Source organism: Psychrobacter immobilis, assembly GCF_904846065.1.
Lineage (GTDB): Bacteria > Pseudomonadota > Gammaproteobacteria > Pseudomonadales > Moraxellaceae > Psychrobacter > Psychrobacter immobilis_H.
The window spans coordinates 814,051-833,419 of record NZ_CAJGZV010000001.1 but is presented as its reverse complement, the minus strand read 5'-3'; the positions used below and the strand labels follow the sequence as shown (position 1 = coordinate 833,419).

Genomic DNA, 19,369 nt, shown 5'->3' with positions numbered 1-19,369 from the left:
TGAAGGCTAAATATATGAGGCATCGATTGGTAGTTTTCAACCAACACCAAAGCGATTGTGGTTAAAATTTCATTAAAGTAGTGCAAACTAAAAAAGCTCACACTATTAAGTAATAGCATGAGCTCTTAGTTCTATATCAGCGACTAATTTCTTAATAGCCTAATACTGAATTAGTTTTTTTCTTTATCGATGATTTTGTTACCACCGATCCAAGGCATCATGCCACGTAGCTTAGCGCCAGTGATTTCGATTTGATGCTCTGCATTGTTACGACGACGAGCCGTCATTGATGGATAGTTGGTTGCGCCTTCAGAGATAAACATCTTCGCGTACTCACCAGACTGAATGCGTTTTAGGGCATTACGCATGGCTTCACGTGATTGCTCATTGATGACTTCAGGGCCAGTTACGTATTCGCCATATTCAGCGTTGTTACTGATTGAATAGTTCATGTCAGCGATACCGCCTTCATACATGAGGTCTACAATAAGCTTTAACTCATGCAAACACTCAAAGTAAGCCATTTCTGGGGCATAGCCAGCTTCAGTTAGGGTTTCAAAGCCCATTTTAACCAGCTCTACTGCACCGCCGCAAAGTACCGCTTGCTCACCAAATAGATCCGTTTCAGTCTCATCTTTGAACGTCGTTTCGATGATACCTGAACGACCACCACCAACACCAGCAGCATAAGACAAGGCTAATTGCTTGGCTTGACCTGATGCATCTTGGTAGATAGCGATCAAATCTGGAATACCGCCGCCTTTTGCAAACTCTGAACGTACCGTATGACCTGGTGCTTTTGGCGCAACCATGATGACATCAAGATCACCACGTGGTACGACTTGGTTATAATGAATCGCAAAACCATGAGCAAACGCTAGGGTTGCACCTTCTTTGATGTTTGGTTCGATTACATCATTATATAGCTCTTTTTGAAACTCATCAGGCGTCAAAATCATGATGACATCAGCGGCTTTTACCGCTTCTTCTACTTCAGCTACTTTTAGACCTGCGTTTTCTGCTTTTTTCCATGAGCCAGAGTTAGCACGTAGACCAACGGTCACATCAACATCTGAATCTTGTAGGTTAAGCGCGTGTGCATGGCCTTGTGAACCATAACCAATGATGGCAACTTTTTTGCCTTGGATGATTGATAGATCACAATCTTTATCATAATAAACGTTCATAAACAGAGTCCTTTTCCTAAATCATGGCTTGCCATGGATAAATAAACACTTAAATTATAATCACCTTATCGAAGTGATGGGTGAGATAAGCGCTATGTTAATGTTTGAATAAATAATTTGACCTACAATAAGTACAGTAAGCACCCATTATAAACTGAGCGTTTTTTCGCCGCGTGCAATACCAATCACACCCGAACGCACCACTTCCATAATACGTTCACGACCAATCACATCAATAAAGCCATCAAGTTTGGCTTTGTCACCAACGATTTGAATGGTATATAGATTGGCGTTTACATCAACGATTTGTGCACGGAAAATATCGGCACTGCGTTTAATCTCTTCACGTACGCCGCCCGTTGCCCGCACTTTTATGAGCATCAACTCGCGTTCGACGTGTACGGTATCTGATAGATTAAGCACTTTAACCACTTCAATCAATTTATGCAATTGCTTGGTGATTTGTTCTATTTTTTCAGGTGAGGTAATAGTGGTCAATGTTAAGCGAGAAATACTCGAATCGTCTGTTGGCGCAACGTTCAAAGTTTCAATGTTGTAGCCACGTTGAGAGAACAAACCGACCACTCGCGACAACGAACCCGCTTCGTTTTCCATCAATACCGAAATCAGATGTTGTTGTTGCATTAGGTACGCTCCCCTTTTGTTAACCACATATCACGCATCGCTTGCCCAGCAATTTGCATCGGATATACATGCTCGTTACGATCGACATAAACGTCAATAAATACCAATCTATCTGTTATTGCCATGGCTTCCGCCAACTGTGCTTCCATGGTCGCAGGATCAGTAATCTTGATACCGACGTGACCATAGCTTTCAGCGAGCTTGACAAAGTCTGGTAGTGAATTCATATAAGAATGGGCATGACGACCTTCATACAGCATGTCTTGCCACTGCTTCACCATGCCTAATTGGGCGTTATTTAGATTTAAGATTTTAACTGGCAAATTATATTGTAAGCAGGTTGAGAGCTCTTGAATATTCATCTGAATAGAGCCTTCACCCGTGATACAAACCACGTCGCGATCTGGACAAGCTAATTTGGCGGCCATCGCATACGGCAAGCCAACACCCATCGTCCCTAAACCACCTGAGTTTAGCCATTGACGCGGCTCATTATAGGTATAGTAAAGGGCAGCAAACATCTGATGCTGACCGACGTCACTGGTGATAATAGCGTTACTATTAGTCACTTTATCTAAGGCTTGCACGACCGCTTGTGGCTTAATACCATTATCAGTGCTGGTGTCATAACGCAGGCCATGACGCTTACGCCACTCATTAATCTGTGACCACCAATCCAACAATGCTGGTTGGTCTAGCTCTTTATCATCACCAACAATTTCTATGATATCGGTCAGGACAGATTTGACATCGCCCACGATCGGAATATGCGCATTAATCGTTTTTGAAATAGAGGTAGGATCAATATCAATATGAATAATCGTCGCATTCGGACAGAATTTTTTGACATTATTAGTGACACGGTCATCAAAACGTGCACCAACTGCCAAGATGACGTCGGCATGATGCATGGTCATATTGGCTTCATAAGTGCCATGCATACCGAGCATACCCAAGAACTGACTATCAGAACCAGGGAACGCACCCAAGCCCATTAAGGTATTGGTTACTGGTAAATTTAAACGGTGCGCAAGATTAGTAAGCTCTTTATGCGCATTGCCTAAAACAACACCGCCACCAGAGTAAATAATCGGACGCTTTGCAGCAAGCAGTGTTTCAACCGCTTTTTTAATCTGACCACTATGGCCTTTTAATGACGGCTGATACGAACGTATAAACACTTCTTCTGGATAAGCATAAGCAAATTTTTCACTTGGCGCGGTCATATCTTTTGGTACATCAATCACTACAGGACCTGGGCGTCCAGACTGAGCAATATAAAAGGCTTTTTTGACAATCATTGGGATTTCGCTAGCGTGGCGCACTTGAAAGCTATGCTTCACGATAGGACGTGATACACCGACCATATCTGTTTCTTGGAAGGCATCTTCCCCAATTAGGCTGCTAGGTACCTGACCTGCGATGACCACCATCGGCACAGAATCCATAAACGCTGTTGCGATAGCCGTTACGGTATTAGTAGCACCCGGACCTGACGTCGCTAATACTACACCTGTCTGCCCTGTGACTCGCGAATAAGCATCTGCCATGTGACCGGCTGCTTGCTCATGACGTACTAAGATATGCTCGATATTTTCTTGTTGAAACAAAGCATCATAGATATGAAGAACCGCACCACCTGGATAGCCAAAAATATATTTGACGCCCTCATCAGTCAGTGATTGCACCAACATCTCAGCACCAGATAGCATGATAGGTTGCTCACTACCCTCAGCGAGGCGTTGTTGCTTTTCTTCAAAATTTTTGGCGGCATTCCCCGTTTGGGTATGTCCCGTCATATTCGGACTTTGCGTGGTTTGCGTCACTGTCATCACCTTTTTTTTGTCAAGAATTGGCGTTCATTTATAAGAGAAAACCATGCTATTTACACAAGATGGTTCATCTTATAGAAATGGCTGCAAATCCTTATCCATATCAAGAATGTGTGCCCACTATCTCTAAGTAACGCTGTTTTATAAGACAGCAGGCTACTCAAACACAGCAATATATGTAGGGTCAGTTTTATGGCAGGAGTCTATCGATGTACAGTGACAAGATGCGCGTGCATCTATAAAAGAAGCTTATTATTGATAAATAGCAGACAGCATTTACAACAGATTGATTTATACAGAGGCATCGATATTCACAATTTAAATCACTCTCACAGCCAATACTAATTTGTAAAATGGTTAGATTTTACGACAGGCTTATTAAAAAGATTGAATTGCTGAATATTTTTCCATGTTTAATACAACCGCTAGAGTCACGCTTAGCGCATTTCAAATAATAAGTTTATCTTAGTCATTGTAGACAGATAAGTCCGGAGACAATACATAAAGTTATCGATAACAATCGTTATGATTACTATCTTTGCAATATCATTGTCACAAAGAAACGAAAACTGCGTAAGCCACTGATAAGTAACCTATCGTCCTCATTTTCAAGTGCCACGGCAATATCATAAAAGCCGCTCACTGACCAATCAACTGCTATTATATTCGATGGTTTGTGAGCTATTGTCAAGAAAAACTTCTAAAGCCCATCCCTAACTATTAGTTATTAAATAACATACATTCATAAGGATTATTTGTTAGAATCGAAAGCTGGTACATTTTTAGTACCATTCCAACACTTAAATGTTATATTGACACATATATACACATCTGTTTTTTACCCCTTGAGAGGATTGCTACTATGGCATATGCGTCTAAAATAAATACTGCTACCAAACTGCTTATGAGTACTGCGTATGTGCTAATGCTGTCGATGAATGCCAGTCATGCTATTCAAGTTTATAAATCTGTCGGTGCACATGGTGAAGTCAAATACAGCCAACATGCGCCGCAAAATGGTAAAAACATTGAGCTGATTGAATTTCGTAGTGATGGCAGACAAAGCAATGCAGGACAATTGGCTGGCAAAACAGATGCCAATCAAAGTACTAATACTCAAAGCGTAGAAGAGCAAAGAGTTGCAGCGCTTGAAGCACGGATTAAAGAACAAGAAGCACAAGCCAATGCACAGCGTTGCCAGTCACTCCGCAATAATTTGACCAACTTGAATGTCGGCGGACGTATTTATGAGATGGATGCAAATGGCAAGCGTCAATATTTAGACGGTCGTGAAATTGAGCTCAAACGTGAACGCGTACAGCAGGCAATTGATCAGTATTGTGGCAACTCAACTACCTAGGCTTAATGCTAATTATAGACGTTAATCAATAGCTGCATCACATGACGAATGGCTGCTGGCATATCCTGAGCTTGTAGTCCTCGTTGTCCAACCAATAACGTATTATTACTTTGATTGACCAGCGTATCCCCTGCTAATCCATGTATAACAACCGCTTGATGCAAGCTTTGCATTCCTGACGATAAATCTTGTTGTGCTAGCAGACCAGCAATGACACCGGATAACACATCACCCATGCCAGCCGTCGCCATACCGGCATTACCGACAGCACAAACATAAACGTGGTGCTCATCTAAGCCCTGCTCTAATATCAAAGAACCTGCGCCTTTTAGCACCCATTCACCACCATAAGTTGTAGCGCACTGTTTTATCGCTTGTAGTCTATTGCTTTCCACTTCACTGATTCTCTTATTCAGTAATCTAGCAGTTTCGCCACTGTGCGGTGTCAAACAAACTTGATGATTAACGCTATATTCTCGCAGCTGACTGACCAATTCATGATGCTCTAATTGCAATGATGCCAAATGATAAAGTCCATCAGCATCAATCACTATTGCCTTTTTAGCTGTCATCGCAGCTTGTAGATACTTTATAAATAACACTTTTGCTTTTTCATCACGACCAAGCCCCATACCAATCGCAATCACAGTAGCTGACTTAATTAACTCCTGCACTCCATCCACATCATGCAAATTAATCGTCATTGCATCTGGTAGCGAAGTTAATAGGGCGCTATGAAAAGCCTCATGGCAAGCAACTGTAATTTTACCCGCTCCTGCCGCCATCGAGCTCGAAGCAGACAGTATCGCAGCGCCGCCCATACCTTGTGAGCCATCGATACGATTACCGCCAATAATCAGTACATGACCATAGCTACCTTTGTAGCTATTTTGACGGCGAGGACTTAGACCATATGCAGTAGTAATCAGTGTTGCTACTGGCATGAACCTTTTATCATTTATTGGATAAGGTATCAGCGGTATATCAATTACCTTGCCGCTACAATCCATACCATCTTTGGTATGCAAACCGAATTTCCGTGCAATTAAACATAGCGTTATATCAGCCTGTATAGCCACCTGCTCAAACACCTCGCCAGTCGAAGCCACCAAACCACTTGGAATATCAACCGCAATGGCCAAGGTGTTATTTCCTTTAGATAACTCATTAAAAGTGCTAATGGCCGTTTTATAAATACCTGTAGGTGCACGATCCAGACCAATACCAAACAGCGCATCAATATAGACATCGGCTTGCAGATTACCATCTACTCCTTCTTCTGGCTCACAAGCACCATTTTCAAAGCGTCGATAAGGGCAATTGGCCCATAGCGCCTCTTTTAGGGTTTTTTGTGCGTCAGAAAATGCTGTTGTGTCACTGGTATCAAAATCATCACTCTCAAAACCAACTGTTACCACTTGTACCTGCCAACCCATTTGCTGTAAATAATAAGCAATGAGCCAACCGTCGCCACCATTATTACCCTTTCCAACCCAAATGCTCACTCGATGCTGACGCATATGACGACGAGGCACATAAGTAGTGGCTGATGGATATATGTTTAATTGTTTTTGTTCATATAATTGCTCTATGTGTTGCGCCATTTGCCAGGCTGCTTGTTTCATCAACCCAAAACTATCATGCCCCTCTACAAACCATGCTTGCTCCATCACATAGAGTTGTTCACTGCTATATAACGGGATAGGTTTTGTATTTTTTATAGGTGATAAATTGGTCTGATTTTTCATAGCTAGTCCTTGAGTATTTTTTGCTGATTTTCTATTTTATTGAGATATGATTACTATCATTTAGCATCAGCTTAGCAAACGCTTACATCAACGTATGTATCAATATGAATGTGAAATTATTTGCTTTTATACTTGCGCTCTTAGCTCACTGGCTTATTATATCGGTATTCACTCTATCGCCTACTGTCACACATGAATAATCCTCCTAAAGTAAACTTGCCTATCTCTTCAACCCAGCAGAAATCAGCTAAGCAAATCTCTGCTGAACCTAAGCCTGCGTCCGAAAAAAAGATTAATGTGAATAATAGCCCAACATTTACCACCACAGCAGATGTCAAACAATGGATTAAAGACCAAGCACAGGCTTTAGGGTTTGCCGACTGCGGTTTTTTATCGGTGCATCATCCTTTATTTGCTAAGCAGATTGTACAATTGCAACAATGGCTCGATAAAGGCTATGAGGGGCAACTGCAGTTTATGCATAACAATCATGAACTGCGGGCAAATCCTGACCAACTGGTAGAAGGGGCAAAAACCATCATCAGTGTCCGTATGGATTACCTGACTCAAGCACCAACCCCACGTAAGATCACTGACAATGACTACCCCAATCAAGGCATCATCGCTCGTTATGCCAGAGGACGCGACTATCATAAAACGATGCGCAGTCGTTTGAAGCAATTGGCACTAAAGATAGAAGCCATGCTTCCTGAGTGGCAACACCTCAATATAGGTTCAGAGCAAGATTTTATTTTTAGGCCTTTTAGCGACTCTGCTCCTATTTTCGAGCGACCCATTGCCGATGCTGCTGGTCTTGGCTGGACAGGAAAGCACACCTTATTAATCAACAAGCAAGCGGGTTCATTTTTTGTATTGGGTGAGCTATTTATTAGTCTCCAGTTACCTGATGACAAACCGGTCAAAGAGCATTGCGGCAGTTGTAGCGCTTGTATCGATATCTGTCCCACTCAAGCGATTGTCGCGCCCTATGAGCTCAATGCTGCAGCTTGTATCTCCTACCTCACTATCGAGCACGACGGTATTATTGATATAAAATACCGCCGCGCAATTGGTAATCGCATCTTTGGCTGTGACGACTGTCAACTTATCTGTCCTTGGAATCGCTACGCCAATCTTACACCTGTAGAGGATTTCGCACCACGGCATAACCTTGATAGCAGCAGTTTGCTTGAGCTGTGGCAATGGCAAGAAGCTGAATTTATGAAAAAAACTGAAGGCAGCCCGCTTAGACGCACAGGCTATGTGAACTTTTTGCGTAATATCGCGATTGGTCTTGGAAATGCTAATGGTAATGAAGAAACCATTACTCAGTTACAATCAAAGTTGGGCGTACATAACGAAATGCTCGATGTACATATCAATTGGGCCATAGCTGAACAGTACGAGAAGTTAAAAAATCTCTAAATCTTAAGTTTATATTTCTATATGCCAAAAAAATGCCTCTTATTATAGTAAGAGGCATTCTTTATTTTTTTCGCACATATCTCTGACAGTTCAAAAGCCTATTATGGCTTAGGAATACGCAGTACTTGACCAGGATAAATCTTATCAGGGCTAGATAGCATCGGCTTATTGGCTTCAAAGATTTTCATATAATCATCCGCTGAACCATAAACCTCTTTTGCGATCTTAGACAAGCTATCACCAGATTTCACTGTATACATCGTTGACTCAGGCGCATCTTCTTCGATATCAATATTATCGATTACCTTGGCCACGTTTTGTACATTACCAATGGCGATAATCGCTTTTTCGCGGTCTGCTTGCGTTTTAGCTTTACCGCTGATTTCTGCAGTATCTGTTGAGCCGTTATACTTGATTTTCAAATCGCTAATATTAAGATTCTGCTGTTGAATACGACGAAGTAAAATATTGGCAACTGATTGCGCAGAAGGTTCGCTACTCTGTACTGGCGTATTGGCGTCTGCTTTAGTTTCTGACTTGGCATCGTGTTTGGCGTCATCACGATTGAAAATTTTATCACCGATATCTTTTGCAAAACTGAACATACCCATTTACATACTCCCTTAAATATTGTTATTTATTATTGATCATTATTTTTTTAATGGCATATACATTCGTATATAACCACACTTTATATATAACTACACTTTGTTACTGCTTACCATTGTGAGTATAGACAAAGATAGGTGAGGTAGATAGTAATAGTATGTTGAGTAATGTTGATTTGGCGTAGCTTATGTTAACGTATTGATTAGTCACATAACTACCTGTCGCCATGGCAAATTAAGAACATAAAAAAACCGCCTATCTCTACAGATAGGCGGCTAAAATAACTCGCTAAGCCACTAGCTAATTATAGCTGCGCTTGTACATAATCAATCGCTTTTTGAACAGTCGTTAATTCTGCTGAATCTTCATCAGGAATGGTAATGCCAAAGTCACTTTCAAATGACATAACCAATTCGACTAGGTCTAACGAATCTGCACCTAAGTCTTCCATAAATGATGCATCATTGTTGATATCTTCAACATTCATACCCAATTGCTCAGCTACTGCAGCTTTAACTCTTAGCTCGGTATCATTACTCATGTAGATTTCTCCTTTTTGATCTATTATTTTGGCAAGTCACCATAGTCCTATCATTAGGCTCTACAGCATTGTATATAAAATCATATCTTCAGATTAGCACAGCTATCTGAGTACTTTGTAACTTATTTATAGCTGGTTATACGTTTTGACGGATGTCTAGTAAAGCCCTGCTATAATACAGGGCTTTGACATAAAAGTATCCGTCATTATAACACCCTTTATTATAGTTTACACTCGTGCACAGAGTTTTTTATTATAACTGTGTAACACTTATTTATCACCTACATATACATACCACCATTGACAGGAATAACAGCGCCTGTGATATAACTGGCCTCATCGCTGGCTAAGAAATGTACGGCGGCGGCAATGTCTTCTGGCTGTCCAAGGCGACTGATAGGTACAGCGTCTAGCATAGAGTTCAATAGGCGCTCATCAAGCTCGTCCGTCATATCCGTTTCGATCAAACCAGGGGCTACGCAATTGATCGTCACTTGTCGTGAGCCAATTTCACGCGCGAGCGTACGGCTGAACCCTTCAACGCCTGCTTTGGTCGCCGCATAGTTAGACTGACCTGCATTACCCATTTGCGCAACGACAGAGGTTATATTGATGATGCGACCACGGCGTGCTTTCATCATACCGCGCACAGCACGTTTACTCATACGGTATACCGACGTCAAATTGGTATCGATAACATTTTCCCAGTCGTCATCTTTCATACGCATCAGCAGACCATCTTGGGTGATACCTGCATTATTGACCAAGACTTGTACTGCGCCGTAGACGCTCTCAATCTCTTCAAACAGCTTATCAATTTGTGCGGTATCACGCACGTCTAAAACACGTCCAATACCGCCACTATCGTGGAGATAACCATCAATCAGCTCAGCACCTTTTTCCGTAGTGGCTGTACCAATAACAAAATGTCCTTCTTTGGCGAAACGTTTGGCAACGGCTTTACCAATACCACGGCTAGCACCTGTCACTAGAGTAATCGTACGACTCATGATAACACCTCCATTAATTTATCAAGACGAGCGGGCTTGTCAGTAGGATAGCTCGTAATTGGCTGTGCTTGGCGCTTCGCCAAGTTGCTCAATACATTACCACTGCCACATTCGATTAAAATATTAATTTGCTTGTCAGCCAGCTCTTGCATGGTTTTTGACCATAATACTGGTTGGCTTAATTGCTCCGTTAATGCCTGCTTGATACCGACCGCACTGCTCTCGACACGCGCATGTCGATTTTGGATAACAGGAATCGTCGCTTGATCAAATTTTATTTCTGCCAGAATCTCAGCCAATGCACTACTGGCTGGCTCCATAAGCGCGCAATGTGATGGTACGCTGACCTTTAGCGGGATAGATTTTTTGCCAGTGTTTTGCACTTTATCAATAACGGCATTCACACCAGCAGCATTACCCGATATCACCACTTGTCCTGGACTATTAAAGTTGGCTGCACCTACAATGGCACCTTCGACATGTTCAGTCGCTTGCTCACACAAGTTTTCTACTCGATTGTCCTCAAGCCCTAACACTGCTGCCATGGCAGTATCGACACCTACAACGGCTTCTTGCATCAACTGACCGCGCTTATGTACCAATTTAACCGCATCAGCAAGCGATATGACTTCAGCCGCACAAAGCGCACTGTACTCACCTAGAGAATGACCCGCTAAATAACAAGGCGCTGTATTTATTTTTTGTTTTAAGATACGCCAAATGGCAATGCTCGCCGTCAGTAATGCTGGCTGAGTATACTGTGTTTGGTTGAGTTTTTCTTCATTTTGACAGATTGCCCATAAGTCTTCACCAAGCGCGGCGCTAGCTTCAGTAAAGGTATCGAGAATCTCTGGATAGATTTCAGCAAGCTCACTAGTCATCCCGACTACTTGCGATCCTTGACCAGGAAAAATTACCGCAATACGTGTCGGCGGCTTTTTTACCATATCGGGTACAGAGGCCATAACCAATATTCCTTATTTAATTGGAAATATCCCTAAAAACAATTGGGGTTTATTATATTATTAGAGGCGATATAAAGCCGTTGCTTTAGTATTTGTCTAAAAAAACGGATTATCGATAAACTATACACTGACGCACACTATTATCATAGTGGATGCTACTGAAACACGTATAGTAAAAGATACCATTCAAATTAAAATGGTAGAGTATATCGGTTCATTTTCATATTTTCTAAAGGCACATGGTAAAAGGTTGTTCAAATACCTACCATAAAAGCCAATAGCAAAAAGCCAAGTTATCTAGCCACATAATATATGATAGCGAAATAACTTGGCTTTCTTCAGCTCAAAGCATATTACCTAATAACAGCGTTGCAAAAATAATGACAGTCACCAGTACTATCATTATTTTTACAATCAGCTATTGAATAGCCAATAATTTAAGCGTCTTGACTAACTTTAAACAACTGGCGACCACGGTAGAAACCATCTTTAGTCATGTGATGACGACGATGTTTTTCACCAGTGGTAGCATCTACGCTTATCTCAGCGATTTCCATACGATGATGTGAACGGCGCATGTCACGACGAGAACGACTTTTACGACTTTTTTGAACGGCCATGATATAGCTCCTATACTTAAAAGGGGATAAGCTTGAAATTCAGCTTTAATCGACACTGACAGAGGCTATATAATCACAACAACCTAAGTCTTACGCATCATTAGTTAAATAGATTGCCACGTATTAAAGTGTTGATTACGTCTAAAATCTATAGTTAGTCTGCAAGATCAGCATCTATCTGCCAGTAGCAGATTGCTAGAATGCAATAAACGGGACATTATACGCATGTTTAGCGGATTAATAAAGCCCTGCTTCTCACTCTTTGGTAGAAAGCTGATGAAAGGTATCATAAATTTATTAAGTAGTACATTGATATATGACTTGTCTCTTAATAAGATTACAACTTGCCTTTTAGCGAGGCTAAAGCAGCAAAAGGATTTTCGCTTTCTTCCTCTTCTGGGATCTCACCAAATTGCTCTACCGTCATTTCACAGTCGTCATGTTTTGGCGACATCGGCGTCTTCAGTAATATCTCATCTTCTACCAATTTTTTGAATGGCAATAAAAGCTCTGGTGCAGGCTCAGTAATAATTTCATCAAGTAATAAATAGTCTTGTTCATCATTGATTGAACGTGCTTGGCTCTCATCTTCTAGTAGCGCAATATTATAATCATCAGACAAATCGATAGCCACTGGCTGTAGGCAACGTTGACAGGTTAACCAAACTTCACCCGTCAGTGTGAATGCCAAATGTAAGACATTATTGCGTCGATACAGATTGGCATTAAGCGAGATGTCTGCTTGTTCATGTTCGGTGGCTAAGGTAGCAGCAAGACGTTTGAAAGCGCTTGGCTCTACCTCTCCTGTCCATTCATAACCAGTATCTGCCCATTTATCCAAAGAAATAGATTCAGGCATACTAGTAGATAAAGGCGCTTTTTTATTATCAGCATAACCTGCTGACGGTTTACTTTTTGGAGTGCTTGACATGCGCGACCTCATTCATCAAAACGGTGTATAATATTGCCTGCCATACTAACGGAAAGCATTGAGCGACGCTAGCGCTAGTATGTTAAATTTATTTGATATAAGCTCTATTTTCATCTCTTTATTTCTCCTATTTATATTCAAAGATAGTTCTTCTTTTCATCTTTTATTTGACCAGTGTTTTACCTATGAATGTGTTTAATGATAAACCTGACTTCTCGAACCTACTTTCTGCACTTGAAGCAAAAATACTATTGCAACGTCTCACTACGTTAACCAATAATGTGAATGCCTCTTCCACTGACTCGTGGAACCTTAACAACAATCAGTGCTTAGAGGATGTAAAAAGTGAATGGCAAAGGTTAGCTGCTATCAAAGGCTTAGATAGCACTCCATCATTGGTTAATAAATACGAGCAAGCGGCTACTGATTGGCTCATCCAATTATTCAATAATTTATTCACTCATCAAAACGTTACATTGGTTCGTGGACAAGGAGAACCAGAGTACTTTCCGGCACAAAATAACGAACCCGCAAAAATTGAATTCGCTCATGGATTTTTTGCTAGCGCATTGCATGAGCTGAGCCATTGGTGTGTGGCTGGAGAGGCTCGTAGACGTTTACCTGACTTTGGCTACTGGTACGCACCAGATGGGCGTACCGCCGCTCAGCAGCAAGCATTTGAGCGCGTAGAGATTAAACCACAAGCGTTAGAGTGTTTATTTACTCTCGCTTGTGAACGATCATTTGAGGTGTCACAAGATAATTTGTTTGCTGACTTTGATACGAGCAATAGTACATTCGCAAATGACGTCTACCGACAAGTGCAACAATACATCGCTAAGCCGAATATATTGCCACCTGATGCTAAAACTTTATTACACGCCTTACTCAGTGTCTCTATAGCTGATCTAGAGTAACAGCAGCATATCAGCGTAAAGGTGCGGTATTTTTATGTTAACGATTGTCTACGCATAGTAACGGCTTGCAATCAAACTTATATTGGCTTTGCGCTATACTAGGAAGGCAGTGATGCTTTTTTAGTAAACTGAGTGAAAGAAGCATGCGCGCCACCGATATTCTACTTAGTCAAAAACCTCACATTTAAAAACCCATAATTATAAAATAAGGAACTGCTATGCAAGTATTTTATATTCATCCAGAAAATCCACAGCCACGTCTGATTGAGCAAGTGGCGGATCTGTTACGTAAAGACCAGCTCATTATCTACCCTACCGATACCAGCTATGCTTTTGGTTGTCGCTTAGGAGCAAAGGATGCACTCGATAAGCTCAAACAAATTCGTGAACTTGATGATAAACACCAGTTTACTTTACTGTGCCGTGACTTAAGCGAAATTGCCAACTATGCTGCAGTGGACAATATACAATTTAAACAGCTCAAAGCGCTTACTCCTGCGCCCATCACCTTTATCCTCAATGCCACAAAAGACGTACCAAAAAAATTGGCACATGCGAAGAAAAAAACCATCGGTATTCGAGTACCTAGCAACCCTATTGCGCAAGCGCTTTTAGAGGCCATGGATGAACCTATCTTAACCAGTTCATTAATACTGCCTAACCGTGATGACATACTAGATGATCCCTTTGAGATTGAGGATTTATTAGGCAATCAAATCGACGGTTTGATAAATGCAGGTGTAAAGACCACTAAACTAACTACGATTGTTGATATGACTGGTAGCCAGCCTGAAATTATCAGACAAGGTGCCGCGGATGTAGATTCACTACTACGGTAATAAACTAAAGCATCAAACACAAAAAAAGCTCCAATTGAATTGGAGCTTTTTTATATACATCTTTTGCTTATTGTAAAATTAGTCGCGATCAACCAATTCTACATATGCCATTGGCGCATTGTCACCATCACGGTAACCACATTTTACGATACGCAAATATCCACCTGGACGGGTCTGGTAACGAGGACCTAACGTGCCAAATAGTTTACCTACCATAGCTTTGCTACGCATACGGCTAAATGCCAAACGACGGTTAGCAACGCTGTCTTCTTTAGCCATAGTGATTAATGGCTCGGCAACGCGACGTAACTCTTTTGCTTTTGGTAAAGTTGTTTTGATCAGTTCATGCTCAAATAATGAGTTAGTCATGTTCTGAAACATTGCCTTACGATGACTGCCGGTACGACCCAGCTTGACTCCACTCTTACGATGGCGCATAGTCAAAAATCCTTAAAGTTTAACGGCTACGATAAGAAAAGCGATCATCAACACGAAGGTCAGCTGGTGGCCAGTTATCTAGGCGCATACCGAGCTCTAAATCTTTAGACGCTAGTACGTCTTTGATTTCCGTTAATGATTTCTTACCAAGATTTGGGGTTTTTAGAAGTTCAGTCTCTGAACGTTGTACCAAATCACCGATATAGTAAATGTTTTCAGCTTTCAAGCAGTTGGCTGAGCGAACCGTTAGTTCAAGATCGTCCACAGGGCGTAATAGCACCGGATCAACCTCTTCTTTCTCTTTCACAGGCTCAGGCGCTTCTTCAGCTTCTAGGTCAACAAAGATAGAAATCTGTTGTTGTAAAATAGTGGCTGCTTTACGAATTGCTTCTTCTGGATCTATAGTGCCATTAGTTTCAAGCTCAATGATAAGACGATCAAGATCAGTACGCTGCTCTACACGAGCGTTCTCAACCTGATAAGCAACACGAAGCACAGGACTAAAACTTGCATCAAGCTTTAAACGTCCGATTGCTTTAGTATCACCATCTTCACGGCGCTGGTTTGCTGGCTCATATCCACGACCCATTACTACACGCAAACGCATCTTAAGATGACCACGATCACTCAATGTACCCAACACCAATTCTGGATTGACGATGTCTACATTATGCGGTAACGCGATGTCTGCAGCAGTAATAGTGCCTGGACCTTGTTTATCCAAGGTCAAAAATACTTCATTTTGGTCATGAAGCGTAATAGCCAAGCCTTTTAGATTCAAAAGCAAGTCAAGTACATCTTCTTGTAGCCCTTCAAGCGTTGAGTATTCATGGTCAACACCATCAATCTCAGCTTCAATGACTGCAGCACCAGGTAATGAAGATAACAAGATGCGACGTAAGGCATTACCAAGGGTATGCCCAAAGCCGCGTTCTAACGGTTCGAGCGTGACTTTCGCAATCGTTTCATTAACCGTATCCACATTAATGGCATTCGGCGTTAGAAACTCAGTTGCATTTAGCATCATGATGTCACCTCGATTTATTAAACTGGTTTAATTAACGTTAATTGCTCAATGCCGTTTTCACGACATCGAGCAGTACGTCATTACTTAGAGTATAGCTCAACGATCAAGCTTTCGTTGATTTCAGCAGGTAGATCAATACGATCAGGCGCTTGTTTAAACGTGCCTTGTAATTTGCTGTGGTCAACATCTAGCCATTCTGGAATACCACGTTGGGTAGCCAGCTCAATTGCGTTTTTAATACGTAATTGCTCGCGAGACTTCTCTTGGATAGCGATGACATCACCATCTTGCAACTGAATTGATGGAATGTTCACACGAACAAACTCATCACGACCAGCTTTTTTTACCATAACAGTACGATGACTGACTAGCTGACGTGCTTCAGCGCGAGTTGAGCCAAAGCCCATGCGATAAACAACGTTATCTAGACGGCTCTCAAGCATGGCTAACAGGTTTTCACCAGTAGCACCGCGCTTACGAGCAGCTTCTTTATAGTAATTAGCAAACTGACGCTCTAGTACACCATAAATACGCTTAACTTTCTGCTTTTCACGCAGCTGTAAAGCATATTCTGAGGTCTTGTTACGGCTTACACCGTGTTGACCTGGTGGACGACCAGCTTTTTTCGTTTTTACGTCGTATGGTTTAACGCCAGACTTAAGACCTAAGTCCGTGCCTTCACGACGTGATAATTTGAGTTTTGGTCCAATATAGCGGGCCATTGTTATGTCTCCTATAAGCTTTTGGGATAAAAAGCTTCGTCTTTAATATTAGACGCGGCGCTTTTTAGGCGCACGGCAACCATTGTGTGGGATTGGGGTTACATCAGAGATGCTGTTAACTTTATAACCCAATGCACCTAGTGCTCTTACCGCAGACTCACGACCCGGTCCTGGTCCTTTGACCAAAACGTCGATATTCTTAACACCATATTCTTGAGCCGCTTTACCAGCGACCTCAGCTGCAACCTGAGCTGCAAATGGTGTAGATTTACGTGAACCACGGAAGCCTTGTCCACCTGAAGTGGCCCAAGCCAGTGCATTACCTTGACGATCGGTAATCGTAACAATGGTGTTATTAAAAGACGCATGGATATGGGCAATGCCCTCCGATACTGAACGACGAGTCACTTTCTTGCGACTACGAGTGTCTTTAGCCATCTTTTAGCTTCCTAAGTTAATTATCTTTTGAGAGGGCGTGTCGGACCCTTACGAGTACGAGCGTTGTTCTTAGTATTCTGACCTCTAACTGGTAGGTTACGACGATGGCGGATGCCACGGTAACAACCAAGATCAACTAAACGCTTAATATTCATTGACACTTCACGACGAAGATCACCTTCAGTCATGTAATTTGCAACTTGTGCACGGATAGCATCTAACTGTGTATCATCTAACTGACTAACTTTAGTAGTAGGGGCAATGCCAACTGCTTCTAAGATTTTCTGAGCAGTGGTACGACCTACACCAAAGATGTAAGTTAGTGAAATAACAGCATGCTTATTATCCGGAATGTTTACGCCGGCAATACGAGCCATTGATTTCTCTCCATTAAAGAAAAATAAGCGTTATTTATCAATAAGGCTTTATTTTTCAGATTTGTTGCTGTCAATACTAAAGCTTTTATAATTATTATCGCTGCTTTGACTTGATTACAAGCCTATTCATTGACGGTCTTATAAAAGTTTTTGCATAAACTACGGCAAGTGGCGGATGATATCCCATCCGCCGTCATTTTTCAAGTATTAATTGAGATAGTAACAAAAGTCTGAGACTTTATAATACTAAATATTAACCTTGACGTTGCTTGTGGCGAGGTTCTGCTGTACAGATGATATGTACACGGCCTTTACGGCGTACAACTTTACAGCTACCACAAATCTTTTTAACTGATGCTTGAACTTTCATAGCATGCTCCTTTGAGATATCGTACCGCTCATTTAAGGTTGAGTGGGCGATTGAATTAACGTCTGATCATGATATTGATGGGTCATCAAATGCGCTTGGATTTGCGAAATGAAGTCCATTACCACAACCACCATAATCAGTAAAGACGTACCACCGAGTTGAAACGGCACACCAAACGATGACTGGACGACCATTGGCATTAAACAAATAACCGTCATATACATCGCGCCAATAAAGGTCAGTCGGTTTAATACATGATCTAGGTAACGCTGAGTTTGTTGTCCGGGGCGAATACCTGGGATATACGCACCACTACGTTTAAGGTTTTCAGCTACTTCACGTGGACTAAATACCAATGCCGTATAGAAGTAACAGAAGAAAATAATCATCGCGCCAAACAGAACCAAATATAGCGGCTGTCCTGGAGACAACACCAATGCCATATTCTGTAGTATCTTTTGTGTAAGGGTAGGATCAGTTGATTGACCGACCCACTGCCCTAAACTTGCTGGAAACAACAACAACGAGCTGGCAAAAATGGCTGGGATAACCCCTGCCATATTAAGCTTCAGCGGCAAATGTGACTGCTGCTGAGCATATATTTTGCGACCTTGTTGCTGCTTCTGTGCATAGTTTACTGGAACACGGCGCTGAGCACGTTCAATATAAACGATACCAGCAGTAACCGCGATGCCTAGTAGCACAAAAATAAACAGTACAATCAAGTTCATTTGTCCTTGATTGACCTGTTCAATAGACTGCGAAATCATACCTGGCGTACCAGCCACAATACTCGCAAAAATGAGCATTGAAATACCATTACCTACGCCGCGCTCTGTAATCTGCTCACCAAGCCACATCAAGAACATAGCACCCGCTACCAATGAGGTAACCGCTGGAATATAAAAGGTCAGACCAGAAGATAAAGTAAGATTTTGACTGATTAAGCCAGCACACATTCCTAATGACTGTACTAGGGCTAAAGCAAGTGTCCCTTGACGGGTATACTTGTTCAACTTACGTCGTCCCGCTTCGCCTTCTTTTTTGAGGGCTTCAAGCGATGGCAATACTGCAGACATCATCTGTACAATAATCGATGCTGAAATATACGGCATAATGCCGAGCGCCATAATGGACATACGCTCTAGTGCACCACCTGAGAACATGTTAAACATGCTCAAAATGGTGTTTTCGTTGCGCGAAAACAGATCAGCCAAGTTGACCGGATTGATACCCGGTACTGGAATATGTGACCCTAAACGATAAACAACCAATGCGCCGATTAAGAATAATAAACGCGTCCATAATTCATCATACTTGCGTATGAATGCAAATGGATTGAGCGGTATACCAGTCGATGACATTGAT

Annotated in this window: 21 protein-coding genes; 4 read left to right on the top strand and 17 right to left on the bottom strand. The window is 41.8% G+C overall.

Annotation, left to right across the window (positions count from 1 at the left end; genetic code table 11):
• Positions 1 to 170: 170 nt before the first annotated feature.
• From ilvC to JMW64_RS03595, 3 genes are all read right to left on the bottom strand, one after another.
• Complete coding sequence (gene ilvC / locus JMW64_RS03605) at positions 171 to 1,187, bottom strand: ketol-acid reductoisomerase (protein ID WP_045446660.1); 1,017 nt, start codon at positions 1,185 to 1,187, stop codon at positions 171 to 173.
• A gap of 147 nt (positions 1,188 to 1,334) precedes the next feature.
• Positions 1,335 to 1,832 (bottom strand): acetolactate synthase small subunit, encoded by a 498-nt coding sequence (gene ilvN, locus JMW64_RS03600; RefSeq protein WP_045454430.1) that lies wholly within the window; start codon positions 1,830 to 1,832, stop codon positions 1,335 to 1,337.
• On the bottom strand, positions 1,832 to 3,544 hold the full coding sequence (locus JMW64_RS03595; protein WP_201555017.1) for an acetolactate synthase 3 large subunit: 1,713 nt from the start codon (positions 3,542 to 3,544) through the stop codon (positions 1,832 to 1,834). The genes ilvN and JMW64_RS03595 overlap by 1 nt, the downstream gene beginning before the upstream one ends.
• 982 nt (positions 3,545 to 4,526) lie before the next feature.
• On the opposite strand from JMW64_RS03595, the gene JMW64_RS03590 reads away from it, so the two are divergent.
• Positions 4,527 to 5,024, top strand: coding sequence for a DUF4124 domain-containing protein (locus tag JMW64_RS03590; protein WP_045446657.1), 498 nt, complete (start codon positions 4,527 to 4,529; stop codon positions 5,022 to 5,024).
• An 8-nt stretch (positions 5,025 to 5,032) separates the two neighbouring features.
• On the opposite strand, the gene JMW64_RS03585 is transcribed toward JMW64_RS03590, so the two are convergent.
• The gene (locus JMW64_RS03585) at positions 5,033 to 6,772 is read right to left on the bottom strand and encodes an NAD(P)H-hydrate dehydratase (RefSeq protein ID WP_201553364.1); all 1,740 of its coding nucleotides are present in this window, start codon (positions 6,770 to 6,772) and stop codon (positions 5,033 to 5,035) included.
• A 192-nt stretch (positions 6,773 to 6,964) separates the two neighbouring features.
• On the opposite strand from JMW64_RS03585, the gene queG reads away from it, so the two are divergent.
• Positions 6,965 to 8,197 (top strand): tRNA epoxyqueuosine(34) reductase QueG, encoded by a 1,233-nt coding sequence (gene queG / locus JMW64_RS03580; RefSeq protein ID WP_201553361.1) that lies wholly within the window; start codon positions 6,965 to 6,967, stop codon positions 8,195 to 8,197.
• A gap of 101 nt (positions 8,198 to 8,298) precedes the next feature.
• Here the strand turns inward: queG and lysM are convergent, their stop codons facing one another.
• The 6 genes from lysM to JMW64_RS03550 form a co-directional block, all read right to left on the bottom strand.
• Positions 8,299 to 8,808, bottom strand: a complete 510-nt coding sequence (gene lysM, locus JMW64_RS03575) for a peptidoglycan-binding protein LysM (RefSeq protein WP_055125278.1) — start codon at positions 8,806 to 8,808, stop codon at positions 8,299 to 8,301.
• Positions 8,809 to 9,110: 302 nt separating this feature from the next.
• Positions 9,111 to 9,347: an acyl carrier protein gene (acpP, locus tag JMW64_RS03570; protein WP_025652201.1), complete on the bottom strand. Its 237-nt coding sequence runs from the start codon at positions 9,345 to 9,347 to the stop codon at positions 9,111 to 9,113.
• A 281-nt stretch (positions 9,348 to 9,628) separates the two neighbouring features.
• Entirely contained in the window at positions 9,629 to 10,357 is a 729-nt protein-coding gene (gene fabG / locus JMW64_RS03565; RefSeq protein ID WP_045454442.1) for a 3-oxoacyl-ACP reductase FabG, read from the bottom strand.
• Positions 10,354 to 11,322, bottom strand: coding sequence for an ACP S-malonyltransferase (gene fabD, locus JMW64_RS03560; protein WP_201553358.1), 969 nt, complete (start codon positions 11,320 to 11,322; stop codon positions 10,354 to 10,356). The genes fabG and fabD overlap by 4 nt, the downstream gene beginning before the upstream one ends.
• A gap of 437 nt (positions 11,323 to 11,759) precedes the next feature.
• Entirely contained in the window at positions 11,760 to 11,942 is a 183-nt protein-coding gene (gene rpmF, locus JMW64_RS03555) for a 50S ribosomal protein L32 (protein ID WP_011512869.1), read from the bottom strand.
• Between the two features lie 337 nt (positions 11,943 to 12,279).
• A complete protein-coding gene (locus JMW64_RS03550) occupies positions 12,280 to 12,873 on the bottom strand; it encodes a YceD family protein (RefSeq protein WP_201553341.1) in 594 nt (197 codons plus the stop codon).
• 185 nt (positions 12,874 to 13,058) lie between these two features.
• Here JMW64_RS03550 and JMW64_RS03545 point away from each other — a divergent pair, with 185 nt between their 5' ends.
• Positions 13,059 to 13,790, top strand: a complete 732-nt coding sequence (locus tag JMW64_RS03545; RefSeq protein ID WP_201553337.1) for an elongation factor P hydroxylase — start codon at positions 13,059 to 13,061, stop codon at positions 13,788 to 13,790.
• 218 nt (positions 13,791 to 14,008) lie between these two features.
• Complete coding sequence (locus tag JMW64_RS03540) at positions 14,009 to 14,629, top strand: L-threonylcarbamoyladenylate synthase (RefSeq protein ID WP_201553310.1); 621 nt, start codon at positions 14,009 to 14,011, stop codon at positions 14,627 to 14,629.
• A 78-nt stretch (positions 14,630 to 14,707) separates the two neighbouring features.
• Here the strand turns inward: JMW64_RS03540 and rplQ are convergent, their stop codons facing one another.
• The 7 genes from rplQ to secY form a co-directional block, all read right to left on the bottom strand.
• The gene (gene rplQ / locus JMW64_RS03535; RefSeq protein WP_021813387.1) at positions 14,708 to 15,067 is read right to left on the bottom strand and encodes a 50S ribosomal protein L17; all 360 of its coding nucleotides are present in this window, start codon (positions 15,065 to 15,067) and stop codon (positions 14,708 to 14,710) included.
• Between the two features lie 19 nt (positions 15,068 to 15,086).
• Positions 15,087 to 16,094 (bottom strand): DNA-directed RNA polymerase subunit alpha, encoded by a 1,008-nt coding sequence (locus JMW64_RS03530; protein WP_045446643.1) that lies wholly within the window; start codon positions 16,092 to 16,094, stop codon positions 15,087 to 15,089.
• Between the two features lie 80 nt (positions 16,095 to 16,174).
• Positions 16,175 to 16,816, bottom strand: coding sequence for a 30S ribosomal protein S4 (gene rpsD / locus JMW64_RS03525; RefSeq protein WP_010196731.1), 642 nt, complete (start codon positions 16,814 to 16,816; stop codon positions 16,175 to 16,177).
• Positions 16,817 to 16,864: 48 nt separating this feature from the next.
• Positions 16,865 to 17,254, bottom strand: a complete 390-nt coding sequence (gene rpsK / locus JMW64_RS03520; RefSeq protein ID WP_045454458.1) for a 30S ribosomal protein S11 — start codon at positions 17,252 to 17,254, stop codon at positions 16,865 to 16,867.
• Between the two features lie 20 nt (positions 17,255 to 17,274).
• Complete coding sequence (gene rpsM, locus JMW64_RS03515; RefSeq protein ID WP_021813384.1) at positions 17,275 to 17,631, bottom strand: 30S ribosomal protein S13; 357 nt, start codon at positions 17,629 to 17,631, stop codon at positions 17,275 to 17,277.
• 253 nt (positions 17,632 to 17,884) lie between these two features.
• Positions 17,885 to 18,001, bottom strand: a complete 117-nt coding sequence (rpmJ, locus tag JMW64_RS03510; protein WP_010196721.1) for a 50S ribosomal protein L36 — start codon at positions 17,999 to 18,001, stop codon at positions 17,885 to 17,887.
• 32 nt (positions 18,002 to 18,033) lie between these two features.
• Positions 18,034 to 19,365: a preprotein translocase subunit SecY gene (secY, locus tag JMW64_RS03505; RefSeq protein WP_173936727.1), complete on the bottom strand. Its 1,332-nt coding sequence runs from the start codon at positions 19,363 to 19,365 to the stop codon at positions 18,034 to 18,036.
• Between the last annotated feature and the right edge of the window lie 4 nt (positions 19,366 to 19,369).

Excerpts from the sequence above, each read along its gene's own strand:
- ilvN (WP_045454430.1), bottom strand. The coding sequence starts at position 1,832 with ATGCAACAACAACATCTGATTTCGGTATTGATGGAAAACGAAGCGGGT.
- acpP (WP_025652201.1), bottom strand. The coding sequence starts at position 9,347 with ATGAGTAATGATACCGAGCTAAGAGTTAAAGCTGCAGTAGCTGAGCAA.
- JMW64_RS03595 (WP_201555017.1), bottom strand. The coding sequence starts at position 3,544 with ATGCTATCTGGTGCTGAGATGTTGGTGCAATCACTGACTGATGAGGGC.
- JMW64_RS03545 (WP_201553337.1), top strand. The coding sequence starts at position 13,059 with ATGAATGTGTTTAATGATAAACCTGACTTCTCGAACCTACTTTCTGCA.
- fabD (WP_201553358.1), bottom strand. The coding sequence starts at position 11,322 with ATGGCCTCTGTACCCGATATGGTAAAAAAGCCGCCGACACGTATTGCG.
- queG (WP_201553361.1), top strand. The coding sequence starts at position 6,965 with ATGAATAATCCTCCTAAAGTAAACTTGCCTATCTCTTCAACCCAGCAG.
- ilvC (WP_045446660.1), bottom strand. The coding sequence starts at position 1,187 with ATGAACGTTTATTATGATAAAGATTGTGATCTATCAATCATCCAAGGC.
- JMW64_RS03550 (WP_201553341.1), bottom strand. The coding sequence starts at position 12,873 with ATGTCAAGCACTCCAAAAAGTAAACCGTCAGCAGGTTATGCTGATAAT.
- JMW64_RS03530 (WP_045446643.1), bottom strand. The coding sequence starts at position 16,094 with ATGATGCTAAATGCAACTGAGTTTCTAACGCCGAATGCCATTAATGTG.
- JMW64_RS03590 (WP_045446657.1), top strand. The coding sequence starts at position 4,527 with ATGGCATATGCGTCTAAAATAAATACTGCTACCAAACTGCTTATGAGT.
- secY (WP_173936727.1), bottom strand. The coding sequence starts at position 19,365 with ATGTCATCGACTGGTATACCGCTCAATCCATTTGCATTCATACGCAAG.
- lysM (WP_055125278.1), bottom strand. The coding sequence starts at position 8,808 with ATGGGTATGTTCAGTTTTGCAAAAGATATCGGTGATAAAATTTTCAAT.
- fabG (WP_045454442.1), bottom strand. The coding sequence starts at position 10,357 with ATGAGTCGTACGATTACTCTAGTGACAGGTGCTAGCCGTGGTATTGGT.
- JMW64_RS03540 (WP_201553310.1), top strand. The coding sequence starts at position 14,009 with ATGCAAGTATTTTATATTCATCCAGAAAATCCACAGCCACGTCTGATT.
- rpmJ (WP_010196721.1), bottom strand. The coding sequence starts at position 18,001 with ATGAAAGTTCAAGCATCAGTTAAAAAGATTTGTGGTAGCTGTAAAGTT.
- JMW64_RS03585 (WP_201553364.1), bottom strand. The coding sequence starts at position 6,772 with ATGAAAAATCAGACCAATTTATCACCTATAAAAAATACAAAACCTATC.
- rpsM (WP_021813384.1), bottom strand. The coding sequence starts at position 17,631 with ATGGCTCGTATTGCCGGCGTAAACATTCCGGATAATAAGCATGCTGTT.
- rplQ (WP_021813387.1), bottom strand. The coding sequence starts at position 15,067 with ATGCGCCATCGTAAGAGTGGAGTCAAGCTGGGTCGTACCGGCAGTCAT.
- rpmF (WP_011512869.1), bottom strand. The coding sequence starts at position 11,942 with ATGGCCGTTCAAAAAAGTCGTAAAAGTCGTTCTCGTCGTGACATGCGC.
- rpsD (WP_010196731.1), bottom strand. The coding sequence starts at position 16,816 with ATGGCCCGCTATATTGGACCAAAACTCAAATTATCACGTCGTGAAGGC.
- rpsK (WP_045454458.1), bottom strand. The coding sequence starts at position 17,254 with ATGGCTAAAGACACTCGTAGTCGCAAGAAAGTGACTCGTCGTTCAGTA.